Genomic DNA, 23733 nt, shown 5'->3' on the forward strand with positions numbered 1-23733 from the left:
CCCACGGTTATGAAAAACAAGAAACCACAGTTCCAAAAAGGCATTTCCATTCTTGGAAAAACATACCAATACAGTTCGCTCAACGATTTACCAAATACCGGTCAACTTCCGTTCAGCATCCGAATTTTATTGGAAAATGTACTGAGAAATTTCGACGGATTCAGCATTACGGATGATCATATTCAACTTTTGGCCAACTGGACACCCACTCCTGCGGACAAAGATATTCCCTTCATGCCTGCCCGGATTCTGATGCAGGATTTCACAGGCGTCCCTGCAGTGGTAGATATGGCTTCGCTGCGTGCTGAATTTGTGAGACACGGCAAAAACGGACAGCTGATCAATCCCGAAATACCAGTCGATTTGGTGATTGACCATTCTGTTCAGGTAGATTATTTCGGAACAGATTATTCTTATGACAAAAATGTGGAAATAGAATATGAGAGAAACAAGGAACGCTATGAATTATTAAAATGGGCTCAGGACGGACTTCGCAACTTTACCGTCGTGCCTCCGGGATTAGGAATTTGCCATCAGGTTAATCTGGAATATTTAGCCAAAGGGATCATCAGCAGAGACGGATGGTTGTTTCCAGATACTTTAGTCGGAACCGATTCACACACTCCAATGGTCAACGGGATCGGTGTCATCGGATGGGGAGTTGGCGGAATTGAAGCCGAAGCTGCGATGCTGGGACAACCTATTTTCTTTACCTGCCCGGAAGTGATTGGACTCAAACTTACCGGCAGAATTCCCGAACAATGCACTGCCACAGATATGGTTCTCTCTATTACGAAAGTATTGAGAGATAAAGGTGTAGTGGGAAAATTTGTTGAAGTTTTCGGAGAAGGGCTGGATCATCTTACGGTAACCGACCGTGCGACCATTGCCAATATGTCGCCTGAATTTGGGTGCACTGTCACGTATTTTCCTATTGATGATCAAACCCTGCAGTACATGCGGGAAACCAACCGTACTGACGAGGAAATACAAATTGTGGAAACGTATTGCAAAGAAAACAGCCTGTGGCGTACCGGAACAGAAAATATCGTTTATTCTTCTGTAGTGGAATTTGACTTGTCCACACTGGAACCGACGGTTTCCGGGCCCAAAAGGCCTCAGGACAAAATTTTGGTTAAAGATCTGTCGCACGAATTTGAACGCCTGCTGGAAAAAGAATATTCCAGATTTTATCATTCCGTGCACGACCGACGAGAGTCTGCATGGCTTGCTGACGGCGGATCCGGAACGGAATTTACCTTTGGGAAAGTGCCGGTAAACCAAACCAATAATTATGAGGTGGAAAAAGAATCTATCCAATCCGTCAGAATCAAGCACCAAAACAAGGAATTCATCGTGAGCGATGGCAGTATTGTTATCGCTGCCATTACCAGCTGTACCAATACTTCTAATCCTGCGGTAATGATCGGAGCAGGACTTTTAGCAAGAAATGCTGTGATGAAAGGACTTCGAACCAAATCCTGGGTTAAAACTTCTTTAGCACCCGGTTCTAAAGTCGTTACGCAGTATTTGGAACGCTCTGGTTTAAGTACTGATCTGGAAGCTTTGCGCTTTCACACTGTAGGTTACGGCTGTACTTCCTGTATCGGGAATTCCGGGCCACTTCCTCCACATATTGCTGAAGCAGTGGATAAAGGAGAGCTGGTGGTTGCGTCCGTGCTTTCAGGAAACAGAAACTTCGAAGCCCGCGTACATCCGCAAGTAAAAATGAATTTTCTGATGTCTCCTATGCTAGTCGTCGCTTATGCACTCGTAGGAAGGGTTGACATCAATCTACTAGAGGAACCTTTAGATTATGACCCTAATGGAAATCCTGTTTATTTGAGAGACATCTGGCCCAGCCGCGAAGAAATTACCAAAACAATACACGACAGCATGAAAACCGAGGACTTTAAAGCTGTGTATGATGTTATTTTCGATGGATCGGAAGATTGGCAAAATCTGGATGTAAAACCCAGTGAAAATTATCAATGGAATCCAAACTCCACTTATATTAAAGAATCTCCTTTCTTTGAAGGATTAAAAGCAGATCTGAAACCTTTGCAGGATATAGATAACGCCCGCGTTTTGCTCTATCTGGGAGACTCCGTAACTACAGATCACATTTCGCCTGCCGGCTCATTCAAAGACAATACAGCAGCGGGTACTTATTTGATGCAAAACGGAGTAGCACAGGCGGATTTCAATTCATACGGCTCTAGGCGGGGAAATCATGAGGTGATGATGCGAGGAACTTTTGCCAATGTCCGCATTAAAAATAAAATTACAGACAGAGAAGGGGGTTTCAGTACCTATTTCCCTACGGGTGAAGTGAAATCTGTGTATGAAACCGCAATGGCCTATAAAGCGGATCAAACACCACTCATTGTGCTTGCAGGGAAAGAATACGGCTCCGGATCTTCCCGTGATTGGGCGGCAAAAGGAACATTTCTATTGGGTGTAAAAGCGGTAATCGCTGAAAGTTTCGAACGAATACATAGAAGCAATCTGGTTGGGATGGGTGTTGCACCCTTGGTTTACATCAACGGGCAAAACGCTGCTTCACTGAAATTGGACGGAACCGAAATATTTTCAATCACCGGTCTTGCGAATGAACTGAATCCTCACAAAATTCTGAATGTAAAAGCAAGCCATCCTTCAGGCAAAATTACAGAATTTCAGGTGAAAGCCCGTTTCGACTCTGCTGTTGAAATTGAATATTACAAAAACGAAGGAATTCTACAATATGTATTGCGGGATTATTTGAAGAGAGGTTAATTCAGAAAAATAGTTTACGATATAAAGTAAAGCCTGTCGATATTACATTGGACAGGCTTTTTTATGCAATTCTGCCGAACTGTCTCGTCAAGATTGCTTTAGTCTTTTTTCTTCCCATAAAGCTTCGGTTTTATTTGAAATTCTTGAGTGTAGACTATTTTCCGGTCTTTGTTTGGAGATAATTTTACCCTGCGAACAAGTGGTATTCAAACCTTTTGATCACATCGGTCGAAAACCCTTTGTAATAAACGTCCAGTTCCTCCGGAGTAAAGGATGTAAACAAAATAGCCCATAACGCAAAAAATCTCCCAAATGAGAGATTTTGTGCGATCCGGACGGGATTCGAACCCGCGACCTCCGCCGTGACAGGGCGGCATTCTAACCAGCTGAACTACCGGATCAATTTTTAAAGTATTGACAACTTTTTCTTCGGCTTTTCGAACCCGCCTCGTTACTTATGACGAGATGACAGGGCTCTTTTACCTAACCATCAATCATTTTTTTTTTAAGATAAAAATGTAAATCTTCAGCGATCCGGACGGGATTCGAACCCGCGACCTCCGCCGTGACAGGGCGGCATTCTAACCAGCTGAACTACCGGATCAAAAATAAAAGAGCGTCTATCTTTTTAGTGAGTGCAAAAATACACTTTTTATGAGATTTTGCAAACCTATTTGAATAAAAAATGTTTCCCAAGATGGAAAACATTCATTTTCAATTGTATTATTATTTATAAATGTGCAGATAGTTTCTGTGAAATCACTTCTTTGGAAGCAACACCTACGATTTTATCTACTACTTCGCCATTTTTAAAAATCAAAACGGTTGGGATATTCCGAATTCCATAGTCTACGGAAACCTGTTGATTATTGTCCACATCCACTTTTCCTACGATTGCTTTTCCCTCAAAATCTGTGGCTACTTCTTCTATGATCGGGCCTAACATTCTGCAGGGTCCACACCATACTGCCCAAAAGTCCACTAAAACGGGTTTATCTGATCGTAAAACTACTTCCTGAAATGAGCTGTCTGTAATTTCTAATGCCATTTTTTTTATTTTAATAAATTATAAGTACAAATTTACAATAATCTTATTAGAAAATGAAGCGGGTGGTCTATACTAAACATTTATTTTTTCTATAGCCTGATTTTCAGCAATTTCCTTAAGTGCGGCAGTAAGGCTGTCTATTTCCTGAATCGTCGTAAGATGGCTGAAAGAAATGCGAAGTGGTGTCGTCTTTTTCATTTCCTCATCATCCAGAATCATCATCATCACCATCGAAGGCTTGGAAGCACCTGATGAACATGCACTGCCCTGAGAAACTGCAATGCCTTTCATATCCAGTTTTAATCCGATTAACGGATCATTAAACGGCAGCAAAAGACTCAGTACCGTGTAAAGGCTTTCTTTTTCGGCACTTCTTCCGTTGAATTTTATACCGGGAACGGCGGCTGAAATTTTGTTGACAGCGTATTCTTTTACTTGCTGAATATGAGAAGAATATCGCTCCATATTATGTATACAGATGTCCATTGCTTTTCCTAATCCTACGATTCCGGCCACATTTTCAGTTCCGGCACGCAAGCTTCTTTCCTGCGGGCCACCGGTAATGAGTGATTTTAATCCGGAAGATTTGCGGATAAATGCAAAACCACTTCCTTTCGGCCCGTGGAATTTATGTGCACTGCAGGAAGCAAAATCTACAGGAATTTCGGAAAAATCCAAAGGATAATGAGCCATACTCTGAACGGTATCCGAATGGTAAAGCGCACCATTTTCTTTACAGATTAAAGCTGCTTTCTTAATGTCGAGGATATTCCCTATTTCATTATTGGCGTGCATCAGTGAGACCAATGTTTTTTTACCTGAAGCTTTCAGTGCGGTTTCCAATTCATTCAGATTAAGATCACCATTTTTATCCGGACGCAGAAAAATGACTTCCACCCCATTCCGGGATTTCATTTCCATAATGGTTTCTGCAACGCATTTATGTTCCAATGGCGAAGTAATAATCCGTTCGACACCCAAATGATAAACACAGGATTTGATAATCATATTATTGCTTTCCGTACCACAGGAAGTGAAAACAATTTCTGAAGGACTTACGTTCAGATAACCCGCAATGTTTCTTCGCACATTTTCGATCAGGATTTTGGCATCTTGCCCAAAACTGTGTGTGGAAGAAGGATTTCCGAAACTTCTCATGGCAGCGATCATTTCACTGATTACAGCTTCATCCAAAGGTGTTGTGGCCGCATTATCCAGATAAATCTTGTCCATTGTGTGCATTTTTAAGGATTCAAAATTAATGAAAAAACCGGAAATGGCTTTCATCTGCCCAATTCAGCATAGCTTGATCTGCCTTAGTATCTCCAAAGGCAATAGTTTTATCAAATTGTTTGTCTTTAATTTCTTCCAAAATGCGGTTCACTTTTTCATCTCCGTTACAGTTAATACCAACAAAATTTCCGGTGAAAATATCGTCTTTAAATTCCGCATTAGTAGCCAAAAGCTTCATGCCGAAATGATCTGCAAAAGGCTGAACCCAAAGATCCAGCGATGCAGTAACGATAAGGCTTTCTACTTTTTCCCTATCCATTCCCGAAATGAAATCCAATGCATTCCGGCGGATCAATTCCGGATAATATTTTTGAAAAAAAAGATGTGCCTGCTGCTGAATTCGGTTTTTGGTCTCACCTTTCAAAACGGACGAAATAAAACTTCGCTTGACTTTTTCTGCCTCCAAAAGATTAATTTTCAAAAGTATAAAAAGTGGAACATGTTTCACAAAACTGAAATAGAATTTCCGACGGTTGTAAAATTTAAGAAAAAGAAACATGGTATCTTTATACGTGAGTGTGCCGTCAAAATCAAAACAATACAGTTTTTTCATAGATAGAAGTTACAGTTTTAATTTCTTAAAAACAAATTCAGGTATATTTCTGATGATCAACATGATGAATCGCCAAATCGGCAGTACATACACTACATTTTTTTTCTTGATATAAGCATTGTAAATATAATTTGCCACCTGCGGAGGATTGGCTGTTAACAAAGGATTCAAGGGCATTCCTTCGGTCATTTTGGTCGCCATAAAACCGGGTTTTACAGTAATAACATGAACTTTTTTATCATAAAGATAATTGCGGAGGCCACTCAAATATGCTGTAAAAGCTGCTTTGGCAGATCCATAAATAAAATTGCTTTGCCGTCCCCGTTCACCTGCAACAGAAGACAAACCGATGATTGTACCGAAACGTTTCCGTTCCATTTTATTCGCAAAATAAGTAATTACAGGAACCAATCGGGCGTAATTGACAGCAATAATGCGATCGGTATTCCGATCGTCATAAAGGCCTTCTTCGGTATCCTCTCCCAAATATCCGACGGCGCAGAAAACGAGGCTGCTTTCTATTCCGGAAAGTTTTTTAAAATCCGGTTCTTTCATGAGATCCCACTCAATAATTTCAGCGTCCTGAAAAAACTTCACATTAATATGCCTGGCAAACTTTTCTGTCGTTTCCGGATGGGAAGTGAGGAAATATATTTTTTCAAACCGTTCCCCTTCCTTCAGAATCTTTTCTACAAACGCCTGTGCAATGTCGGAATTACTCCCCAGAACTATCATCTTTTATCATTCTTAATTGAGACAAAGCTTTCGTCTTTACCTGCGTTAATAATTCTTTTATGCTGATGTGATACAAATTTAGGATTGTTCACATTCCGGAGATAATTGGTAAGAGACGGCTTGCTCATCACATCTTTTGAAAGATAAATTCTTCCGCCGTACTGCTCCACAATTTCATCCAGTTTCTGAACTAGATTCTTTAGTTTTGAAGTCATTCTGAAATCCAAAGCGAGGGTATATCCTTCCATGGGGAATGAATTATACGCCTTAGGATTATTTTTGCCAAAAAGTTTCAGCACGGCAAGAAACGATCCGCTTCCATCTTCTGCAATGGTTTCAAGAATCTTTCGCATGCCTTCTTTCCCGTTTTCTTTTGGGATCACCATTTGATACTGTATAAATCCTTTCTTACCATAAATTTTATTCCAGTTCTCTACCACATCCAAAGGGTAAAAAAAGGCTTCGTAATCTACTAGTTCATTGATTTTTTTTGTGGTTTGTTTTACATAATAAAACCAATTAAAAAATTTCACCGTCATTGAATTTAAGAAAAACTCAGGAAAAAAGAAAGGTATAGAGGGAGGATTTTTCTTTTTAATATGCAATGGATCTATCGATTTCTTGTGTGTCAACTCATGCCGGAATGCGTGTTCGCCGCGTATTAATATAGATTTACCAATATTTTTTCCTTTCTGCAAACAATCGATCCAGGCTACGTTATAGGTCCAGTTTTCACTTTCATCAAACAACCGGAAGATTTCATCCAGATTTTCAGCCTTTATTCTTTCCTGACGAATATACGCCGTTTCAATGTTTTTCAGTTTTATTTTGGCTGAAAGAATAATGCCGGTCAATCCCATTCCACCGATGGTAGCCCAGAATTTATCTTCATGAGAATTCCGGGAACAATGTAGAATCTCTCCATTTTCGGTAAGCAAGCTAAACGCTAAAACATGTTCAGAAAAACAACCTTCAGAATGATGATTTTTCCCGTGAACATCGGAAGCGACAGCACCACCCACTGTGATGAATTTCGTACCGGGTGTCACAGATAAAAAATACCCCTGCGGAACGATAACCTCCAGAATATCGGACAGCAGCACCCCGGATTCACACTCCAGAATTCCGTTCAATCTGTCAAAACTGATAAACTTGTTGAGCCTTTTGGTTGAAAACATTTTCTCGCCCAATGCAGCATCGCCATAACATCTTCCGTTTCCTCTGGCAATAATTTCGTGAGCGTTTTGCACATAGGCTTGTATTTCCCGGATATTTTCCTCAGCCTTTATTTCCTTTTCTACCACGGGAAAGTTTCCCCAATTGGTAATTTTCTGCACAAAATCCCGCTTCATCCTTAAAATGTTTTATAATAAATCAATAAAAAGTAGCTCACTACCCAAAGAATTAGCGTTGCCTGAATATACCGGTCTTTATAAATTATTTTGGTAGGAGACTCTGTTCGATTATGAACCAAAGTTTGCTGAAGATAGCGTAAGAAGGCAAAAACAACAAATATAAAAGTGTAAAAAATCTTGTTTCCAAAACGGTTTTGCACTTCAGGCTGAACGGTAAACATCAGGTACGAAATAATAGCCAATGTTACTGAAATCGAAAGAGCAATATCGGCAAACTGTACGTTATAACCATCCAGAGAACGTCTGGTTTTTCCTGAAATTTGCGCGTTGATGAGTTCGCCCCGCCTTTTTCCAAGCGCCAGAACCAAAGCCAATACAAAAGTGAGAAGAATCGCCCATTGAGAAATCGGAATTTCTGTACTGTAACCTCCTGCCATCACTCGCAGTACAAAACCAATCGAGATAAGACACACATCGATAATGGCAACATGTTTCAGGCGGAAGGTGTACGCCAGATTCATCCCTAAATAAGCGAGTATAACGATGGCAAATTTTCCGATATTCTGTTGTAATCCGGCAGTCAGAAATAGTAAGACACTGATAATTAAACCAATAAGCAATGTTGCAATTCCCAATGCGGTTTTCTTTGAGATGGCTCCACTGGCAATGGGACGGTTTTTTTTGTCCGGATGCTGCCTGTCTGATTCAGCATCGGCATAATCATTAATAATATAAATCGTACTCGAAGCAAACGAAAAGACTACAAACGCAACGCAACTTTTTAAGAAAAGTTCTGTATTGAGAAAGTTTCCTGAGAAAAATAGAGGCAGAAAAACAAATAAATTTTTCACCCACTGTTCAACACGGAGAAGCGTAAGGAATTTCGTCATGTATTGCTGAAAATCATACAAAAGTAATGAATTTTAGGAAACTGATGCGAATAAAAAAAGAACCGCTTTGCAGCGATTCCCCTTTTTGAAAATATCTATAAGTTTATTATTGACCTTGTGCCTCCTGAATCATTTCTTCATTAGCAGTAATGGCAAATTCCACTCTTCTGTTTTGAGCTCTGCCAGCTTCAGTTGCGTTGGAAGATCTGGGATCTGATTCTCCCATTCCCATGGTAAACATTCTGCCGGAAGAAACTCCTTTGCTTACAAGATAACTTTTAACCGCTGCGGCTCTTCTTTCGGAAAGGCCTTGGTTATAAGATTCGGATCCCTTACTATCCGTATGTCCGTAAATATTGATATTGGTATCCGGGTTGTTTTTCAGCACAGTGGCCAGTTTATCCAAATTGGTTTTTGCTGTAGCGGTAAGATTGGATGAATCAAAACCAAAGTTCACCATACTTTCCGGCAAAGTAATTTTGATTCCCTCATTCACTCTTTCTACCTCAGCTCCGGGAAGTGTTTCCTTTATTTCTTTGGCCTGCTTGTCCATGTTTCTGCCAATGACATTTCCGGCAACTCCACCCACGATACCACCAAGTACCGCTCCTGCAGGCGCATTGCCTCCTTTTCCGATATTATTTCCGAGTACTCCTCCGATAACAGCTCCTGCTGCAGTACCGATCACAGTACCTCTTTGCTGATTGTTTGAATTACGAACGGCTTCACAACTGGTTAATACTAAAGCTGCTGAAAGAAAAGATGCCGCGATATATGTTTTATTTAGTTTCATTATATAAATTTTTGGATGTTTTTATTTGGTAGCTGTTCTCTGAAAATGATACACAACACGTACAGTTTCGCCTTCAAAGGGAATTTGCTGTTGCAGGGAAAACTGATCTGTATCCCGGCTAAGCAAAGTTAAAGTATACCCAACGGTATTTTGTTTCGCTTTGGTTCCGTCTACAATTTTCTTAAACTGAAAGGTATTTCCATCCACTACTTCAAATTTAATAGGACGGGTGAGTGTAGGACATGTTCCCCCACTGTTTAGGGTATAAGCTCCGGTCCAGTTATTTGGAATGAGCCTCCAATGGCTTCCGATAAAACAGTTAACATCCGCTCCTTCATCAAAAGGTTTGATACGAAACCTCTGGTCATAATCCACCGAAGTGATTTCCCAGTCGCCTTTCATTTTTAAAAACTCGGCTCTGTTAGCTTGCGCATTTTTGGCAGTAGTACAGGAAACAGCAAGTGATGCTCCGATAATTCCTGTCAGTAAGAGATTTTTCATTGTTTATTTCTTAAATAGTTAAGTTTCACATCAAAAAATTATGCCAAATAGATCCCACTTAAATGAAAAATGGGAATTACAGAATGATTTTGCAACCATCTATAATTCCCTTAGGTTTACTTTATTGCTTTCCTTCCTTGCTTTTTGGTTTTGGATGTAGCCGTTTTTGAAGAAGTATAGAAGTTGGTATAAGCATATTCTGCGGCTTTTCGAACATCAATCACACCACCCGCTCTGGAAATCGTATCAAAAGTTGCTTTCAGATCTCCTGGCAAGGCTGCATCTACTGTGGATTTATTCGATGTTTTTACCAACGCTTCGATGATCTGCTCAGGTTTTAATTCAGGCATATACGCGAGAAGAACTGCTGCTGCGCCTGCTACTACCGGCGATGCCATGGAAGTTCCCTGCTCATATTTGTATTTTGCGTCCGGAACGGTAGAATAAATTTGCTGCCCCGGCGCAAAAACGTCCACCATTTTCGAATTGAAATTGGAGAAACCTGCGCGCAATGTTTCTGCATCTTTGGTGCTTGCTCCAACAACGATCATATTTTTAAGGAATGGCTTATCATCTGCAGGATCCTTGAAATTGGTAGGATAATGCACACTGTTCTGAATATCTTCGTTGTCATTTCCTGCAGCTTTCACCAAAAGGACTCCTTTTTTCTCAGCATAACGGAAAGCATCCCAAACTACTTTTTTCCCGGGAGAAACCGGTTTCCCGAAACTCATGTTCAAAATTTTAGCGCCATTGTCCACAGCGTACCGAATGGAATTGGCAACATCCTTATCTCTTTCGTCCCCGTTGGGTACAGTGCGCACCGCCATAATTTTAGCCACCTTATGAGCGACACCATACTGAACTTCTTCACCCTGAGGCAGTCCTGCAATAATCCCTGCGACGTGGGTTCCATGTCCGGCATCAGGGCCTTCATAATTGTTATTTCCGTAATGTTTTTCGGTATAGTCGTCATAATTATCCCCCACTAATTCTGCTCTCGGATCAAAATCGAGATTGTATTGCTGGGTTGCCTGCTGTCCGTAATAATCCAGATAGGTTTTCATTTCTTCTTCCATATATTTCTGAAAATCTTCGGGAGATTTCCCAACAGCCTCAGGATCATTTACCATATTTCCCATCACATTCAAGGCAATGGCTTCCTGCTGTGTTGCAGGTTTTATGGCCTCTAAAGTTTCCTGAGTAAATGGCTTGCCGTTCAGTAATTTTACCATTACCGGAATAAACTGATTCACCATCTGAATCGACTGATACTGCTGTCTTGCCTCCATACTTTTTTTGTTGAAGATTTCTTTCGACTGCATATACATAGCAAATTCTTCCGGCATTTTCGCCTGATTGGCTTTGTTTTCAGCAGAATTTTCCCCTTCAAAAACTGATTTATACTTTTTCACAACGCGGGTGACTTCCATATTATCTACATCAATATCACCCTTTGCGCTGCCCATGAAATTCCATCCGTGAACATCGTCGATATACCCGTTTCCGTCATCATCTTTTCCATTATTAGGAACTTCATTGGGATTTTTCCACATGTTGTTTTTCAAACCGGGATGATCCACTTCCACTCCACTGTCCAATACCGCTACAACAACGGATTTTGGTTTCAGGCCTTTAGATTCAAGATATTTATAAGCATTATCCGTGTTCACACCATATACTTTTGACGATGCAAAATCTTTATGGTACCAGGTCATTAAATCTTTATCTTTTAAAGGATCCTGAACAGAAGCTTCCTGAGCAAAAACACCAATGCCCAAAAGAAAATACGTGGCTATAAATAATTTTTTCATATTCTTTTATTTAAATTTTTAAACTCTTGATATAAGTAACAGATTCCGGGCCTTTGTTACATATCAAATCGACTACGGACAAATTTTCCAAAAAACCAAGCCGATCTGAAAACACCTGATAATAAGCATTCAAGCCTAAGACGGTCTGATCTTTCGCCAAAAATGAATTCCGGAAATCCAACATTTCAGGCTTATCAATATATCCGTCAGTTAGTGTGTAAGGGTGATTGGTTTTTAAAATCTCCTGAATTATTTCTAATGCTTTCAGGTTCAAATCCAGTAAAAATGCTGGTTTATTTTCAAAAATACGGGAGAGTTGCTCTTCATAGAATTCAAAAAAAGGAGAACTTTGGTACGCCGTTTTTATGGATTTCCAGTGAGGTTTTTGCCAATCTTCTGCATAAGAAATTTTCAGGTCTTTCAATGTGCGCTTTCCCTCGTGGCGTATTGGAATAATGAGTGAAAGTTTTCCGTTCGCGCCGTATATATTCGCCCGGTTCCGATAGGTTTGTTTAGGAAAATTCTCATACTGTTCCAAAAGTACCCGATTATTTTCTTCTAAAAAAACAGAAAACCATGCAACGGGCGGCAAATAAAATAAGGGCAAAAGGACATCCTGCATAATAGTACAATGATAGACAGTCGAATAGTGATAAAAACCGCTATTCCATTTCTGACATTCTGTTAAACATCATTACTCTTCGTTCTTCTTTCTGAATAATCCTGTGAAGAAATCCCAGCCGAAGAAAAGCACCAGAACAAGGACAGCCAGCCACCAATAGGAAGGTTTATCTGGATCTCCTGTGTTGGTTGCCTTGAACATCCGGTCCCAACGGAATTTCAAACCGTCAGCCTGATAAGTTGAATCACTGTTGGCGAACAGTCCTTCTACACTCATCCAAGTAAACATCGGTTTTCCTACGATGTGCGTTTCCGGCACGTAGCCAAAAAAGCGGCCATCCAAAGAGGCATCCCGATTGTCGCCCACCATCATATAATAATCATATTTCACGGTGTATTCCGAGGTTGCCTGTCCGTTGATCGAAATTTTACCATCTTTATTTTCGAGGGTATTTCCTTCATACTGAACAATCAATTTCCTGTATTCAGGGAGATTTTCCTGAGTAAGCTGCAACACATCTCCTTTTTTAGGAATTCTCAGCGGTCCATACCAGTCAGTATTCCAGGGTTTGTTCATCGGAAAAATAGATGACGATGTATTAATTTTAGTGCTGTTCACCCTTTGTTGGGCGGCAATAGATCTTGGAATATCCGGATAGTAGCTGATATCTTTCTCGCCTTTCTTGCCTATTACTTCAATGAGGCTCACCGTTTGTGGCAATTCACCCAAATCTTTTGCAGTTTCATCCGTAAGGCCCTGAAAAATATAGGTAAATCCTGCATTTGTTTGATATTCTGATACCGGAAGAAAGCCGTAAATATTGTACAAAGCGGGAATATCGAGCTGCGAACTGGTCACCAATTCATAAGCATGCTGCACTTGGGCATCGCCCATTCTCTGTTCCGGTTTTCCGTTAATAAACAGTTTTCCGGCTCTGAATTCCATCACATCTCCCGGCTGTGCCACCAGACGTTTTACGTAAGGATCTTTTCTGTCAATGGCGACATGTACGGAATCATCCGGATAATTGAAAACAACGATATCATTCCGAACCGGTTTCTCCCAACCCGGCAATCTCAGATAAGGAAGTTTTACAGCTTCTACATAGGATTTCGGGTCATCTTTCGGGTTTCCTTTTTCACCTGTATCCATGATGGTTCCCTGAAGAAAAGGAATCGCCACAGGACGCATCGGCATTCTGAAACCATAATTTAATTTATTAACAAAAAGAAAATCACCTACCAGCAGCGTCCGTTCCATGGATCCGGTAGGAATTCCGAAAGGTTGTGTTATAAATACATGAATAATCGTGGCAAAAACAACTGCGAACGTGATGGAACCCAGGAAAGATTCTTTCTTCTTTGAATCCACTTCACCTGTCAACTGAAAGTTATTCTCTTCAAGCTCGGTATCTTTAGAATAATTGACGAACGCCATATATAAGAAAGGCAGGATAACAGTAAGCAACTTTTGGACAAAACTGTCTTTCCCGAATTTCTTCATCAGAAACAAATGAAAAACAGACATCATTATCGGTCCTACAATCGGGAGATAGGCCATCGCAACCCACCATTTCGGATGATGGGTTTCCTTCTGGATAATATAATAATTGTAAAAAGGAATGAAAGCAAAAAGCGGATGATATCCCATTTTTTTGAACAGTTTCCAGGTGGAAATTCCCATTAACACAGAAAGGATGAGGACATAGCCAGTATAAATGATAAAGTAATTCATAGTTTGCTTTTTAGGAGCTTATTATTAGTTTGTGCAAGTTCGTTTTTGTTACAGATGCAACACATCTTTCATGCTGAAATTGCCCTGTTTTCCCTGTATCCATTCAGCGGCCATCACGGCCCCCAATGCAAATCCATCTCTACTGAACGCTGCATGCCGGATCTCAATTTCATCCACCTCACTTCTGTAAAAAACGCTGTGTGTTCCCGGAACCTCGTCTTGTCGGATAGCAAATATCCCCAGATCATGGTTTTGCGTTTCTTCCAGTTTCCAGGCGTCATATTGAGCATGGTTCTGGATTATTCCTTCCGCCAAAGAAATGGCCGTTCCGCTGGGTGCGTCTTTTTTGTGAACATGATGAATTTCTTCCAACTGAACCGTATATTCCTTAAAATTATTCATAATTGCGGCTAACTTTTCATTCAGCGCAAAGAAAAGATTTACGCCCAAACTAAAATTAGAACCGTAAAGAAAAGCAGTATTATTCTGAAGCGCAATTTCCTCAATTTCATTCTTTTGCGCTAGCCAACCTGTAGTTCCCGACACGACAGGAATCCGGTTTTGAAGACAGTTTTTAATATTGTTAAATGCCGCCTCAGGATGACTGAATTCGATGACAACATCCGGCCGGTTCAGGGTTTCTGCAGTGGGTGTTTCGTTTAGCCGGGCAATAATCTCATGCCCTCTTTTTGTGGCCATTTCATCAATTATTTTACCCATTTTTCCATATCCTACCAGTGCTATTCTCATATCAAAAATTTAAAATCTGTAATGCAGGCTCAGCCCGGGAACGGCAGCCTGACTTCCGTATTCATCAAAAATGATTGCCGGTTTGAAAGCCAGATCCGGATCGTTTCTTCCTTCATACAAATGCGCATCCACTACGGCATCCACGATGTTCAGAATGTAAAGCAAGCCTGTGATGGCAATGGCATAGTCGCGGTTTCTCTTCCATCGGTCCTGTTCGCGGCCCAATGCCTGTTTCAGGTTCTGAATATTATAATGTGAAAACTCGTGGGGAATCCCATTGAGTTCGGCCACAAAAGCGTTTCTGTATTTTCGGTACACCTTATCGTTATAAATGATAAAACCGACGCCTGTACCGATAGCGCCCCAGACAATAGGGATTTTCCAATATTTTTTATTGTAATACTGACCGAGGCCAGGAAGTACAGCAGAATATAAACCGGCCTTTGTTGGACTGTATTTCATGGGCGTCATACTGGCGTTCGCCATTTCAATTCCGCTTACGATTTCCATCTGGGATTTTGGTGTTACAGCAGAAAGAGTGTCTGTTGAATGCTGTTCTGTCCGGATGGTATCATTTCTGTTTGCCTGCGAAAAAACACTCAGGGAACAGCAAAGAAACAGAATGAAACAAAGATTCCTCATATTTTAAAATGGGACAAAATATTTTCAAGTTCCTCCTCGCTACCAAATTCCAGAACTATTTTTCCTTTATTTCCTTTCACCGTCGATTTTATTTCCACCCCGACTTCCAGAATATCAGAAAGGGATTTCTGGGCTTTTTTCAAATGATTAGGAAGAGCAGCTTTGTTTTTTGCTGCCTTTTGCACAGGATTTTTCAGTTGTTGTGCCGCCTGTTCTGCCTGCCGGACATTCAATCCTTCTTTGACAACTCTCTGAAATAGTTTTTCCTGCAATTCTTCATTCTCCAGACTGATGATCGCACGGCCATGTCCGGCAGAAATTTCTCCGCTTCTGATGGCGTTCTGTACATCGGGATTCAATCTTAAAAGCCTGATCGAATTGGTAATGGTACTTCTTTCCTTTCCTACCCTTTGGCTCAGGTTTTCCTGCGTCATTCCAATCTCTTCCAAGAGTCTCTGATAGGTGAGCGCCACTTCAATGGCATCCAGATCTTCACGCTGGATATTTTCTACCAAAGCCATTTCCAGCAATTCCTGATCGTTGACCAAACGAATATACGCCGGCACGGTTTTTAAACCTGCAATTTTGGAGGCTCTGTACCGTCTTTCGCCGGAAATAATCTCAAATTTGGCGCCGTCCTTGCGAAGGGTTATCGGCTGAATAATGCCTAAATTTTTTATAGACTGTGCGAGATCGTTCAGTGCTTTTTCGTCAAAATGTGTTCTGGGCTGTGAAACGTTGGGATAAATATCGTCCAGTGCCACTTCCACTATATTTCCCAGGAATTTATCTGCACCTTCATCGGTCGCTGTATTGATACTGGCCTTGGATTCTGCACTTAATATCGCTCCGAGGCCGCGGCCCATCGCTCTTTTTTTGTCTTTCATTTTTATATCAACAGAAGAGGTGATTTAATATTGTAAACTGATCAGTTTTTCACGAGGCTTTCGTTTTTCAGCAATACTTCTTCGGCCAACTGCAGATACTGCACTGCGCCTTTGCTTTCAGCATCGTAATTCAGAATACTCTCCCCAAAACTCGGCGCTTCGCTCAGGCGGACATTCCGGCTGATGATAGTTTCGAAAACCATTTCAGGAAAATGGCTGTTCACTTCTTCCACCACCTGATTGGAAAGCCTCAGCCTGCTGTCGTACATGGTGAGAAGCAATCCTTCAATATCGAGATCTTTGTTATGAATATTCTGAACATTTTTCACGGTGTTCAGCAGTTTTCCCAAACCTTCCAGCGCAAAATACTCGCATTGGATTGGAATAATGACCGAATCTGCCGCCGTCAGAGCATTGATCGTTATGAGCCCTAAACTCGGAGCACAGTCGATAATGATAAAATCATAATCGTTACGGACGGATTTTAAGGCTTCCTTCAGCATGTATTCCCTGTTTTGCCGGTCTACCAGTTCTATTTCTGCGGCCACCAAATCAATATGAGACGGAATAATATCCAAATTCGGCGAAGCGGTTTTCTGGATACAGTTCCTTGCATCCACACTATGTTCCAACAGATTATAAGTAGAATGTTTTACTTCTTCAACTCCTAATCCTGAGGTAGCATTCGCTTGTGGATCTGCATCAATAATCAATACCTTCTTCTCCAAAACTCCCAATGCTGCAGCGAGATTCACTGCCGTGGTGGTCTTTCCCACCCCGCCTTTCTGATTGGCAATTCCTATAACTTTGGCCATTATTTCGGTTTTAATGCTCAAAAATACAATTTTATTTGAGCTTTCTTACACCACCGTTTCAAGCAAGGCGTTAAAATCCTGTTAATTAAGGAATTGATCTTCAAAATAATTATCCACAATGTATGGAATTTGTGGATAAAATGGAGGAATAATCCCTTTATTCCCGAATCACTACACAATTTAACAGCTGAATATTGAAATGCAAACTTTAAATGTCTTGTCTGGCTTTTGCTCTTAATAATAATTCTATTGAGAATACTTTGTATTTTTGAATAAAATCAAAACCATAGTAACCATGGTGACTAATAATCTTTCATGTAACACAGCTTAGTTACTTGTATATTTGCATTATTTTTTAAACAATTCCCGATTTAGTCCCTGATTTTAGAAGTAGGGACTAAAATTGATACTTCAAATTTCTTCGTCATACGTATTTTTTCCTCTCCTTTATTACATATCCGGCTGCGTACGAGCAAATAAAGTGCAACCGGTCTTTATTTTAAGTGTTGCAAAAAAAGCGACCTCGAAGAGTCGCTTAATTATGATTTAATCATTTAACATTACGTTGTACGTTGGGTCTTCAATTACATTGACATCAATAATGCTTTCTGCATTTTTAATTAATTTTCTACAATCGGGACTTAAATGTTTTAAATGTATTTTTTTGTTTTGTTTGTGGTATCGTTCGGTGAGTTTATTCAAAGCTTCAATTGCCGACATATCTACTACTCGACTTTCTTTAAAATCAATAATGACTTCTTCAGGGTCGTTCAGTACATCAAATTTTTCTGTAAATGCAGTGGTTGAACCAAAGAAAAGTGGTCCATAAATTTCATAATGTTTCACGCCATTATCATCTACAAATTTTCTTGCTCTAATACGTTTTGCATTGTCCCACGCAAAAACCAACGCTGCAATGATGACTCCAATTAAAACTGCCAAAGCCAAATTGTGCAAGAAAACCGTAACCAATGTTACTAAAACCATTACCAATATATCCGACTTTGGAAACTTCGTAAATGTTCTAAGACTTGCCCATTCAAACGTACCAATCGCTACCATAATCATAAGTCCTGTAAGTGCAGCCATCGGAACTTTTTCTATCAAACCGCTTCCAAACATTACAAAAACGAGCAACATTACAGATGCTACAATTCCCGAAAGTCTTGCTCTTGCTCCGTTGGAAACGTTGATTAAACTTTGTCCAAGCATTGCACAACCGCCCATTCCTGAAAAGAAACCCGATAAAATATTAGCCGTTCCTTGTGCCACTGCTTCTCTATTGCTATGTCCTCTTGTTTCAGTAATTTCATCAATAATATTCAAAGTCAATAAACTTTCAATCAAACCAACCCCTGCAACAATAGCCGCATACGGAAAAATAATTTGAAGTGTTTCTAAATTAAAAGGAATTTGAGGAATATGAAATGGCGGAAAACCACCTTTGATAGAAGCAATATCGCCAACAGTTTTGGTATCCAATTTTAAAAAATAAACCAAACCAAAAACCACTAAAATAGCAGTAAGCGAAGCGGGAACAGCTTTTGTAATTTTAGGTAATCCCCAAATGATAAGCATTGTTAAACCCACCAAAGCCAAAAGAATATACATATTTGAACCTGTGAGCCAATTGCCCGAAGCATCTTTGAATTGGTCTAACTGCGACATAAAAATAATGATGGCTAAACCATTGACAAAACCAAAAATTACTGGATGCGGAACCAACCGTATGAGTTTTCCTAACTTTAAAAATCCTGCTAACATTTGAATAATTCCTGCTAAAATAACGGTGGCAAAAACGTATTCCACACCGTGCGTTTTTGCTAAAACAACTATGACTACTGCTATTGCACCCGTTGCTCCCGAAATCATTCCGGGACGACCACCTAAAATGGACGTAACCAAGCCCATCATAAAAGCGGCATAAAGGCCCACAAGCGGAGAAAGTCCTGCAATTAAGGCAAACGCAACTGCTTCCGGAACTAAAGCCAAAGCAACGGTAATACCTGATAAAATTTCGGTTTTGTAATCTACTTTTTGTTTGAAATCAAACAAATTGATAATTTTCTGCATAAGATATTTGTATTGTAAAAATTTATAAAATGTAATTTGCACCGAACATCTAAATTTCGGGTACACTAAAGAAACCAATAAAAGGAATTGGGGGAAAACAACAATTAATCAACCATTAAGGCGGAGTAACTTGAGAAGATATTTGAGTTGCTTTCTTCATAGAAGTTGCAAAAGTACTATTTTTCTACAACTTGTAAGAACGAAACTTGGAGAAACACAGCAAAAAATAACAACTAAGCTTTTGTCTTGTCCGCAAGACAGAGATGAAAGCCCGTTGAACGATTATTGGCAAACACAATTAGCATCATATCAAAGTAGTAACAGAGGAAACCGACCGAGTTTTGACAGTGAAATATACATTCCAGGATAAGGAACAGATAGAATATAATATTCCATTGATAACAAGGTCGTCAAATTTGGGAATCGGCCTGATATGGTTTTTCGTTTGCCCGTTCACCGGTAAGGTTTGCAGGAAAGTACACCTTATAAACGGCCGTTTCAGACACCGATCCGCCTTACCGAGGTTAATGTATCAAAATCAAATAGAAGCCAAAAAATGGAGGGAGTGGAATAGGATTTTCGCAAATGATTTTACTATTTATACCGAATTATACAGTAAATATTTCAAACGTTATTACAAAGGTAAGATGACAAAACGTTTTGCCCGGCTAAGTAAGAAAATAGAGGAAACGGAAAACAATTTTAATGCTGATGAGTATCTGAAATTATTTAAAAGTTATAAAAATTAACTGGGAGCCGTTCCCGGTTTTTTTTTATTTTGTCCCTGTCTGTTCACACACGTAAAGAGTCCCCAAAATGTTAAAAATAAAAGACGTTTCCTAAATGTTTCCTAACCAAAACAAAAACGCCCTGAAAATCAGAGCGTTATCCTAAAATATGTAGACCCACAGGGATTCGAACCCCAGATGACTGAACCAAAATCAGTAGTGTTACCGCTACACCATGGGTCTGTCCATTTAAGTGGTGCAAATTTAATATATTTTTCTATAATTACAAGTGATTTGACTGAAAAAATTTACTTTTAGCGTTTCAAAAATCCTTTCTGAAATGACGATTGACTTTAAAAATCTCAATACTAATAAATTACAACCCAAAACTGACTTTGAAGAAAAGGTTTTGTTCTTTTTGAAAGAGTGGTTTTCTGAAGCTTCAACGGTTTCGGTGCAGACTTCCGGCTCTACAGGAATACCCAAAATTTTTGATATCGAAAAAGAGAAAATGCAGAATTCAGCGAAAATGACCTGTGATTTCTTAGGATTAAATGAAGGTGATACCGCACTGCTTTGTTTGCCCGTAGAATATATTTCCGGAAAAATGATGCTCGTTCGTTCGTTGGAAAGAAAACTGAAACTGATCGTGAAAACGCCTGACACTCACCCTTTGAAAGATCTGGAGGAGAAAGTAGATTTCTGTGCCTTGACACCACTACAGGTAGAAAATTCGCTGAGCAAAATTCATTTGATAAAAAACCTGATTATTGGCGGTGCCGCTGTTTCCGAAACCTTGAAGAAAAAACTTTCAGGAATAGGAAATGAAAAAAACGACAACAGAAGGATTTTTGAAACCTATGGCATGAGCGAAACGCTTTCTCACATTGCGCTGAAAGAAATTTACCCAAATGAAGAGGAATATTTTACCACGTTTGAAGGCATTGAAATATCGAAAGATGAACGCGATTGCCTGAAAATTCATGCTCCGATGCTGAATCCTGATGTTTTAACAACCAATGATCTGGTGGAACTAAAAAATGAAAAACAGTTTAAGTTTTTGGGCAGGGCAGACAATATCATCAATTCCGGAGGTGCAAAAATTTTCCCTGAAGAACTGGAAACTGTGGTGAAAAAACATGTTGATAATGAAGTTGTTTTTCTTGGTATCCCCGATGAATCTTTTGGCCAGAAACTCGTGCTGGCCATTGAAGGTGAAAGAAATGAGGACCTGAAAAATGAAATTCTCAATATTCAGTATCGAAAAGCGTTTTATAAACCGAAAGAAGTTTTTTTCCTGGACGAAATTCCAAGAACGCCCAACGGAAAAGTGGACCGGAGAACGCTTCTTCAACTTCTCACCAAATCCTGATTCTGATAAAATTGCTATCTTTCAACTTGCGATGTACACGATGAAAAATTTCACCACAGAACTCACTTATAAAACTTCCCGTTCCTCAGGCGCGGGCGGGCAAAATGTGAACAAAGTGGAAACTTCCGTCACCGTGCTGTGGAAAGTGGAGGAAAGTCAGTTTTTTAATGAAGAAGAAAAAAAGCTGATCCAAAGCAAACTGAAAAACAGAATCAACCAGGAAGGCACGCTGCAACTGACCGTTTCTGAAAGCAGAACTCAACTGAAAAATAAAAAAGCCGCGACCGAGAAAATATTGGAAATCGTCAATAAATCATTGATAAAACCCAAACCGAGAAAAGCGACAAAACCTTCAAAATCTCAGATTGAAAAAAGAATAAAGCAGAAGAAGCAACATTCCGAAAAGAAAGAAAACAGAAAATTCCGGTACTGAAATAGAATGTGTTTCGTTCAAAGAATTTATAGTTATTGCGACTCCAATTAAACACAAGGATAGAGAAAGATGATTTCTACCAATAAAACACAAATACCTACTCAATTGACAGTTTTGCGAGACCTTTCATATAGAAATTAAGTTTAAATTTGCGAAAAAATTACATGAAAAAATTAATCTTAAGTTTGATGATCGGTGTGCCGATGATTCTGAGTGCGCAAAAAAAATTTTCTATAATTCCTTCCGGCGGTTATGCGTGGAGAGTAGCTGAAAAACCTTCCGGATTATCGCAAGCCGAGAAAGACTATCTCAATAAACTCAGTCAGGGTTTTAATTTTGATGTCGCAGCGTATTACAACCTTAATACTTCTATAGGGTTGGGATTGAAATTTAACTTATTTTCCTCTTCAGCCCAAATGAATTATACCGTTAATATGCCGGATGGTACTTATGCCGTAGTTATGATGGATACGAAGGATCAGATTACTTTTATTGGTCCATCATTTATTTATTCCAATTTTAATAGTGAAACAAAGCACAAATTATATTACGATTTGGCTTTAGGAATGATTAGTTATAAAAGCACCACGGGTAATGTTGTGATAGAAGGCAGCAATTTAGGGTTGGCTGCTTCTATTGCATATCAATATGCGATACATCCGAATATTTTTGTAGGGCCACAGTTCGGATATACAGCCGGAACCTTGAAGGAAATGAAACTGAATGGTAACACGATGGAACTTCCGGAAGGACAATATGAAGGGCTGGGTCGGGTTTCTCTGTCGCTGGCAGGAACTTTCCGATTTTAGTATCTTTGCTCAAAATATTAAAAAATGAACAAACCGATAACAGAATTTCTGGAAAAATACTATCTGCATTTTAATGCCGCGGCTTTAGTAGATGCTTCTAAAGGCTATGTGGCGCACCTGAAAGATGGCGGAAAAATGATGATTACGCTGGCCGGGGCCATGTCTACCGCCGAGTTGGGAAAAATTCTGGCAGAGATGATTCGCCAAGACAAAGTTCAGATTATTTCCTGCACAGGAGCCAATCTTGAGGAAGATGTGATGAATCTCGTAGCGCATTCTCATTATAAAAGGGTTCCCAATTACCGGGATCTGACTCCGGAGCAGGAAAGAGAATTGCTGGATCAGCATTTCAACAGAGTTACGGATACGTGTATTCCTGAAGAAGAAGCGTTTCGCCGTTTACAGAAACACCTGGAAGATGTTTGGCATGCAGCGGAAGAAAAAGGCGAAAGATATTTCCCGCACGAGTTTTTATATCAGGTGGTTAATTCCGGTGTTCTGGAACAGTATTATGAAATAGACCCTAAGGATTCCTGGATTGTTGCGGCGGCGGAAAAGAACCTGCCGATCGTTTGTCCGGGTTGGGAAGATTCTACTACCGGAAATATTTTCACTTCGAATGTCATTAAAGGAAAACTGAATGTTCATACCGTAAAATCGGGCATAGAATATATGATTTATCTGACCGAATGGTACCGCGCGAATTCCGGTGGAAAAGGCGTTGGTTTCTTCCAGATTGGTGGTGGAATTGCCGGCGATTTCCCGATCTGTGTAGTTCCGATGATGTATCAGGATCTGGAGTGGGAAGATGTTCCTTTCTGGTCTTATTTCTGTCAGATTTCCGATTCCACCACGTCTTACGGTTCCTATTCAGGAGCAGTTCCGAACGAGAAAATCACCTGGGGAAAACTGGATATTGACACTCCGAAATACATTGTAGAAAGCGATGCCACCATCTGTGCACCGTTGATGTTCACGTATATTCTGGAAAATTCCTAAGAAATTAAAACAAAAGCTCTGTTTAAGCCCTGCACCAACTGCAGGGTTTTGTTTTGATATAATGGCCCTAAGCACCTTCGTATTTTTCCTGCCTTTCACGCCTCCTTTT

At 40.0% G+C, this 23733-nt stretch carries 21 protein-coding genes and 3 tRNA genes; 5 read left to right on the plus strand and 19 right to left on the minus strand.

All coding sequences use genetic code 11. From position 1 onward, the window contains the following. Window positions 1–9 precede the first annotated feature (9 nt). Entirely contained in the window at window positions 10–2778 is a 2769-nt protein-coding gene (acnA, locus tag DQ356_RS00175; protein ID WP_114302461.1) for an aconitate hydratase AcnA, read from the plus strand. A gap of 327 nt (window positions 2779–3105) precedes the next feature. On the opposite strand, the gene DQ356_RS00180 is transcribed toward acnA, so the two are convergent. From DQ356_RS00180 to DQ356_RS00275, 19 genes are all read right to left on the minus strand, one after another. After that, a tRNA-Asp gene (locus DQ356_RS00180) sits at window positions 3106–3179 on the minus strand. A gap of 129 nt (window positions 3180–3308) precedes the next feature. After that, a tRNA-Asp gene (locus DQ356_RS00185) sits at window positions 3309–3382 on the minus strand. 126 nt (window positions 3383–3508) lie between these two features. Beyond that, entirely contained in the window at window positions 3509–3826 is a 318-nt protein-coding gene (gene trxA, locus DQ356_RS00190; protein WP_114302462.1) for a thioredoxin, read from the minus strand. Between the two features lie 72 nt (window positions 3827–3898). Next, window positions 3899–5059, minus strand: a complete 1161-nt coding sequence (locus DQ356_RS00195) for a cysteine desulfurase family protein (RefSeq protein ID WP_114302792.1) — start codon at window positions 5057–5059, stop codon at window positions 3899–3901. A gap of 25 nt (window positions 5060–5084) precedes the next feature. Next, entirely contained in the window at window positions 5085–5672 is a 588-nt protein-coding gene (locus DQ356_RS00200) for an HAD family hydrolase (RefSeq protein ID WP_114302463.1), read from the minus strand. Between the two features lie 9 nt (window positions 5673–5681). Next, the gene (locus DQ356_RS00205; protein WP_114302464.1) at window positions 5682–6407 is read right to left on the minus strand and encodes an SDR family NAD(P)-dependent oxidoreductase; all 726 of its coding nucleotides are present in this window, start codon (window positions 6405–6407) and stop codon (window positions 5682–5684) included. Next, the gene (locus tag DQ356_RS00210; RefSeq protein ID WP_114302465.1) at window positions 6404–7759 is read right to left on the minus strand and encodes an FAD-binding oxidoreductase; all 1356 of its coding nucleotides are present in this window, start codon (window positions 7757–7759) and stop codon (window positions 6404–6406) included. The genes DQ356_RS00205 and DQ356_RS00210 overlap by 4 nt, the downstream gene beginning before the upstream one ends. 2 nt (window positions 7760–7761) lie before the next feature. Further along, window positions 7762–8652 (minus strand): decaprenyl-phosphate phosphoribosyltransferase, encoded by an 891-nt coding sequence (locus tag DQ356_RS00215; protein ID WP_114302466.1) that lies wholly within the window; start codon window positions 8650–8652, stop codon window positions 7762–7764. A gap of 106 nt (window positions 8653–8758) precedes the next feature. Next, window positions 8759–9445, minus strand: a complete 687-nt coding sequence (locus tag DQ356_RS00220; protein WP_114302467.1) for an OmpA family protein — start codon at window positions 9443–9445, stop codon at window positions 8759–8761. Window positions 9446–9466: 21 nt separating this feature from the next. Continuing rightward, window positions 9467–9946 (minus strand): lipocalin family protein, encoded by a 480-nt coding sequence (locus tag DQ356_RS00225; RefSeq protein ID WP_114302468.1) that lies wholly within the window; start codon window positions 9944–9946, stop codon window positions 9467–9469. A gap of 116 nt (window positions 9947–10062) precedes the next feature. Beyond that, window positions 10063–11760, minus strand: coding sequence for a S8 family serine peptidase (locus DQ356_RS00230; protein ID WP_114302469.1), 1698 nt, complete (start codon window positions 11758–11760; stop codon window positions 10063–10065). A 10-nt stretch (window positions 11761–11770) separates the two neighbouring features. Next, on the minus strand, window positions 11771–12382 hold the full coding sequence (locus tag DQ356_RS00235) for a WbqC family protein (protein ID WP_114302470.1): 612 nt from the start codon (window positions 12380–12382) through the stop codon (window positions 11771–11773). A 72-nt stretch (window positions 12383–12454) separates the two neighbouring features. Then, a complete protein-coding gene (gene lepB, locus DQ356_RS00240) occupies window positions 12455–14116 on the minus strand; it encodes a signal peptidase I (RefSeq protein WP_114302471.1) in 1662 nt (553 codons plus the stop codon). Between the two features lie 48 nt (window positions 14117–14164). Beyond that, entirely contained in the window at window positions 14165–14866 is a 702-nt protein-coding gene (gene dapB / locus DQ356_RS00245) for a 4-hydroxy-tetrahydrodipicolinate reductase (protein ID WP_114302472.1), read from the minus strand. Between the two features lie 9 nt (window positions 14867–14875). After that, the gene (locus DQ356_RS00250; protein ID WP_114302473.1) at window positions 14876–15508 is read right to left on the minus strand and encodes a DUF5683 domain-containing protein; all 633 of its coding nucleotides are present in this window, start codon (window positions 15506–15508) and stop codon (window positions 14876–14878) included. Further along, complete coding sequence (locus DQ356_RS00255; RefSeq protein WP_114302474.1) at window positions 15505–16395, minus strand: ParB/RepB/Spo0J family partition protein; 891 nt, start codon at window positions 16393–16395, stop codon at window positions 15505–15507. Before DQ356_RS00255 ends, DQ356_RS00250 begins: the two co-directional genes overlap by 4 nt. A gap of 41 nt (window positions 16396–16436) precedes the next feature. After that, window positions 16437–17210, minus strand: a complete 774-nt coding sequence (locus DQ356_RS00260; protein WP_114302475.1) for a ParA family protein — start codon at window positions 17208–17210, stop codon at window positions 16437–16439. A gap of 546 nt (window positions 17211–17756) precedes the next feature. Next, window positions 17757–19283 (minus strand): SulP family inorganic anion transporter, encoded by a 1527-nt coding sequence (locus tag DQ356_RS00265; protein WP_114302476.1) that lies wholly within the window; start codon window positions 19281–19283, stop codon window positions 17757–17759. Window positions 19284–20183: 900 nt separating this feature from the next. Further along, a tRNA-Gln gene (locus DQ356_RS00275) sits at window positions 20184–20254 on the minus strand. A 97-nt stretch (window positions 20255–20351) separates the two neighbouring features. On the opposite strand from DQ356_RS00275, the gene DQ356_RS00280 reads away from it, so the two are divergent. From DQ356_RS00280 to DQ356_RS00295, 4 genes are all read left to right on the plus strand, one after another. Continuing rightward, entirely contained in the window at window positions 20352–21383 is a 1032-nt protein-coding gene (locus DQ356_RS00280; protein ID WP_114302478.1) for an AMP-binding protein, read from the plus strand. Between the two features lie 40 nt (window positions 21384–21423). After that, window positions 21424–21816 (plus strand): alternative ribosome rescue aminoacyl-tRNA hydrolase ArfB, encoded by a 393-nt coding sequence (arfB, locus tag DQ356_RS00285; RefSeq protein ID WP_114302479.1) that lies wholly within the window; start codon window positions 21424–21426, stop codon window positions 21814–21816. Between the two features lie 164 nt (window positions 21817–21980). Continuing rightward, window positions 21981–22625 carry a hypothetical protein gene (locus DQ356_RS00290; protein ID WP_114302480.1) on the plus strand — a complete coding sequence of 215 codons (645 nt, stop codon included), beginning with the start codon at window positions 21981–21983 and terminating at the stop codon, window positions 22623–22625. Window positions 22626–22649: 24 nt separating this feature from the next. Then, on the plus strand, window positions 22650–23624 hold the full coding sequence (locus DQ356_RS00295; protein WP_114302481.1) for a deoxyhypusine synthase family protein: 975 nt from the start codon (window positions 22650–22652) through the stop codon (window positions 23622–23624). The last annotated feature ends 109 nt before the right edge of the window (window positions 23625–23733 follow it).

The organism is Chryseobacterium lacus (genome assembly GCF_003336205.1).
GTDB lineage: Bacteria > Bacteroidota > Bacteroidia > Flavobacteriales > Weeksellaceae > Chryseobacterium_A > Chryseobacterium_A lacus.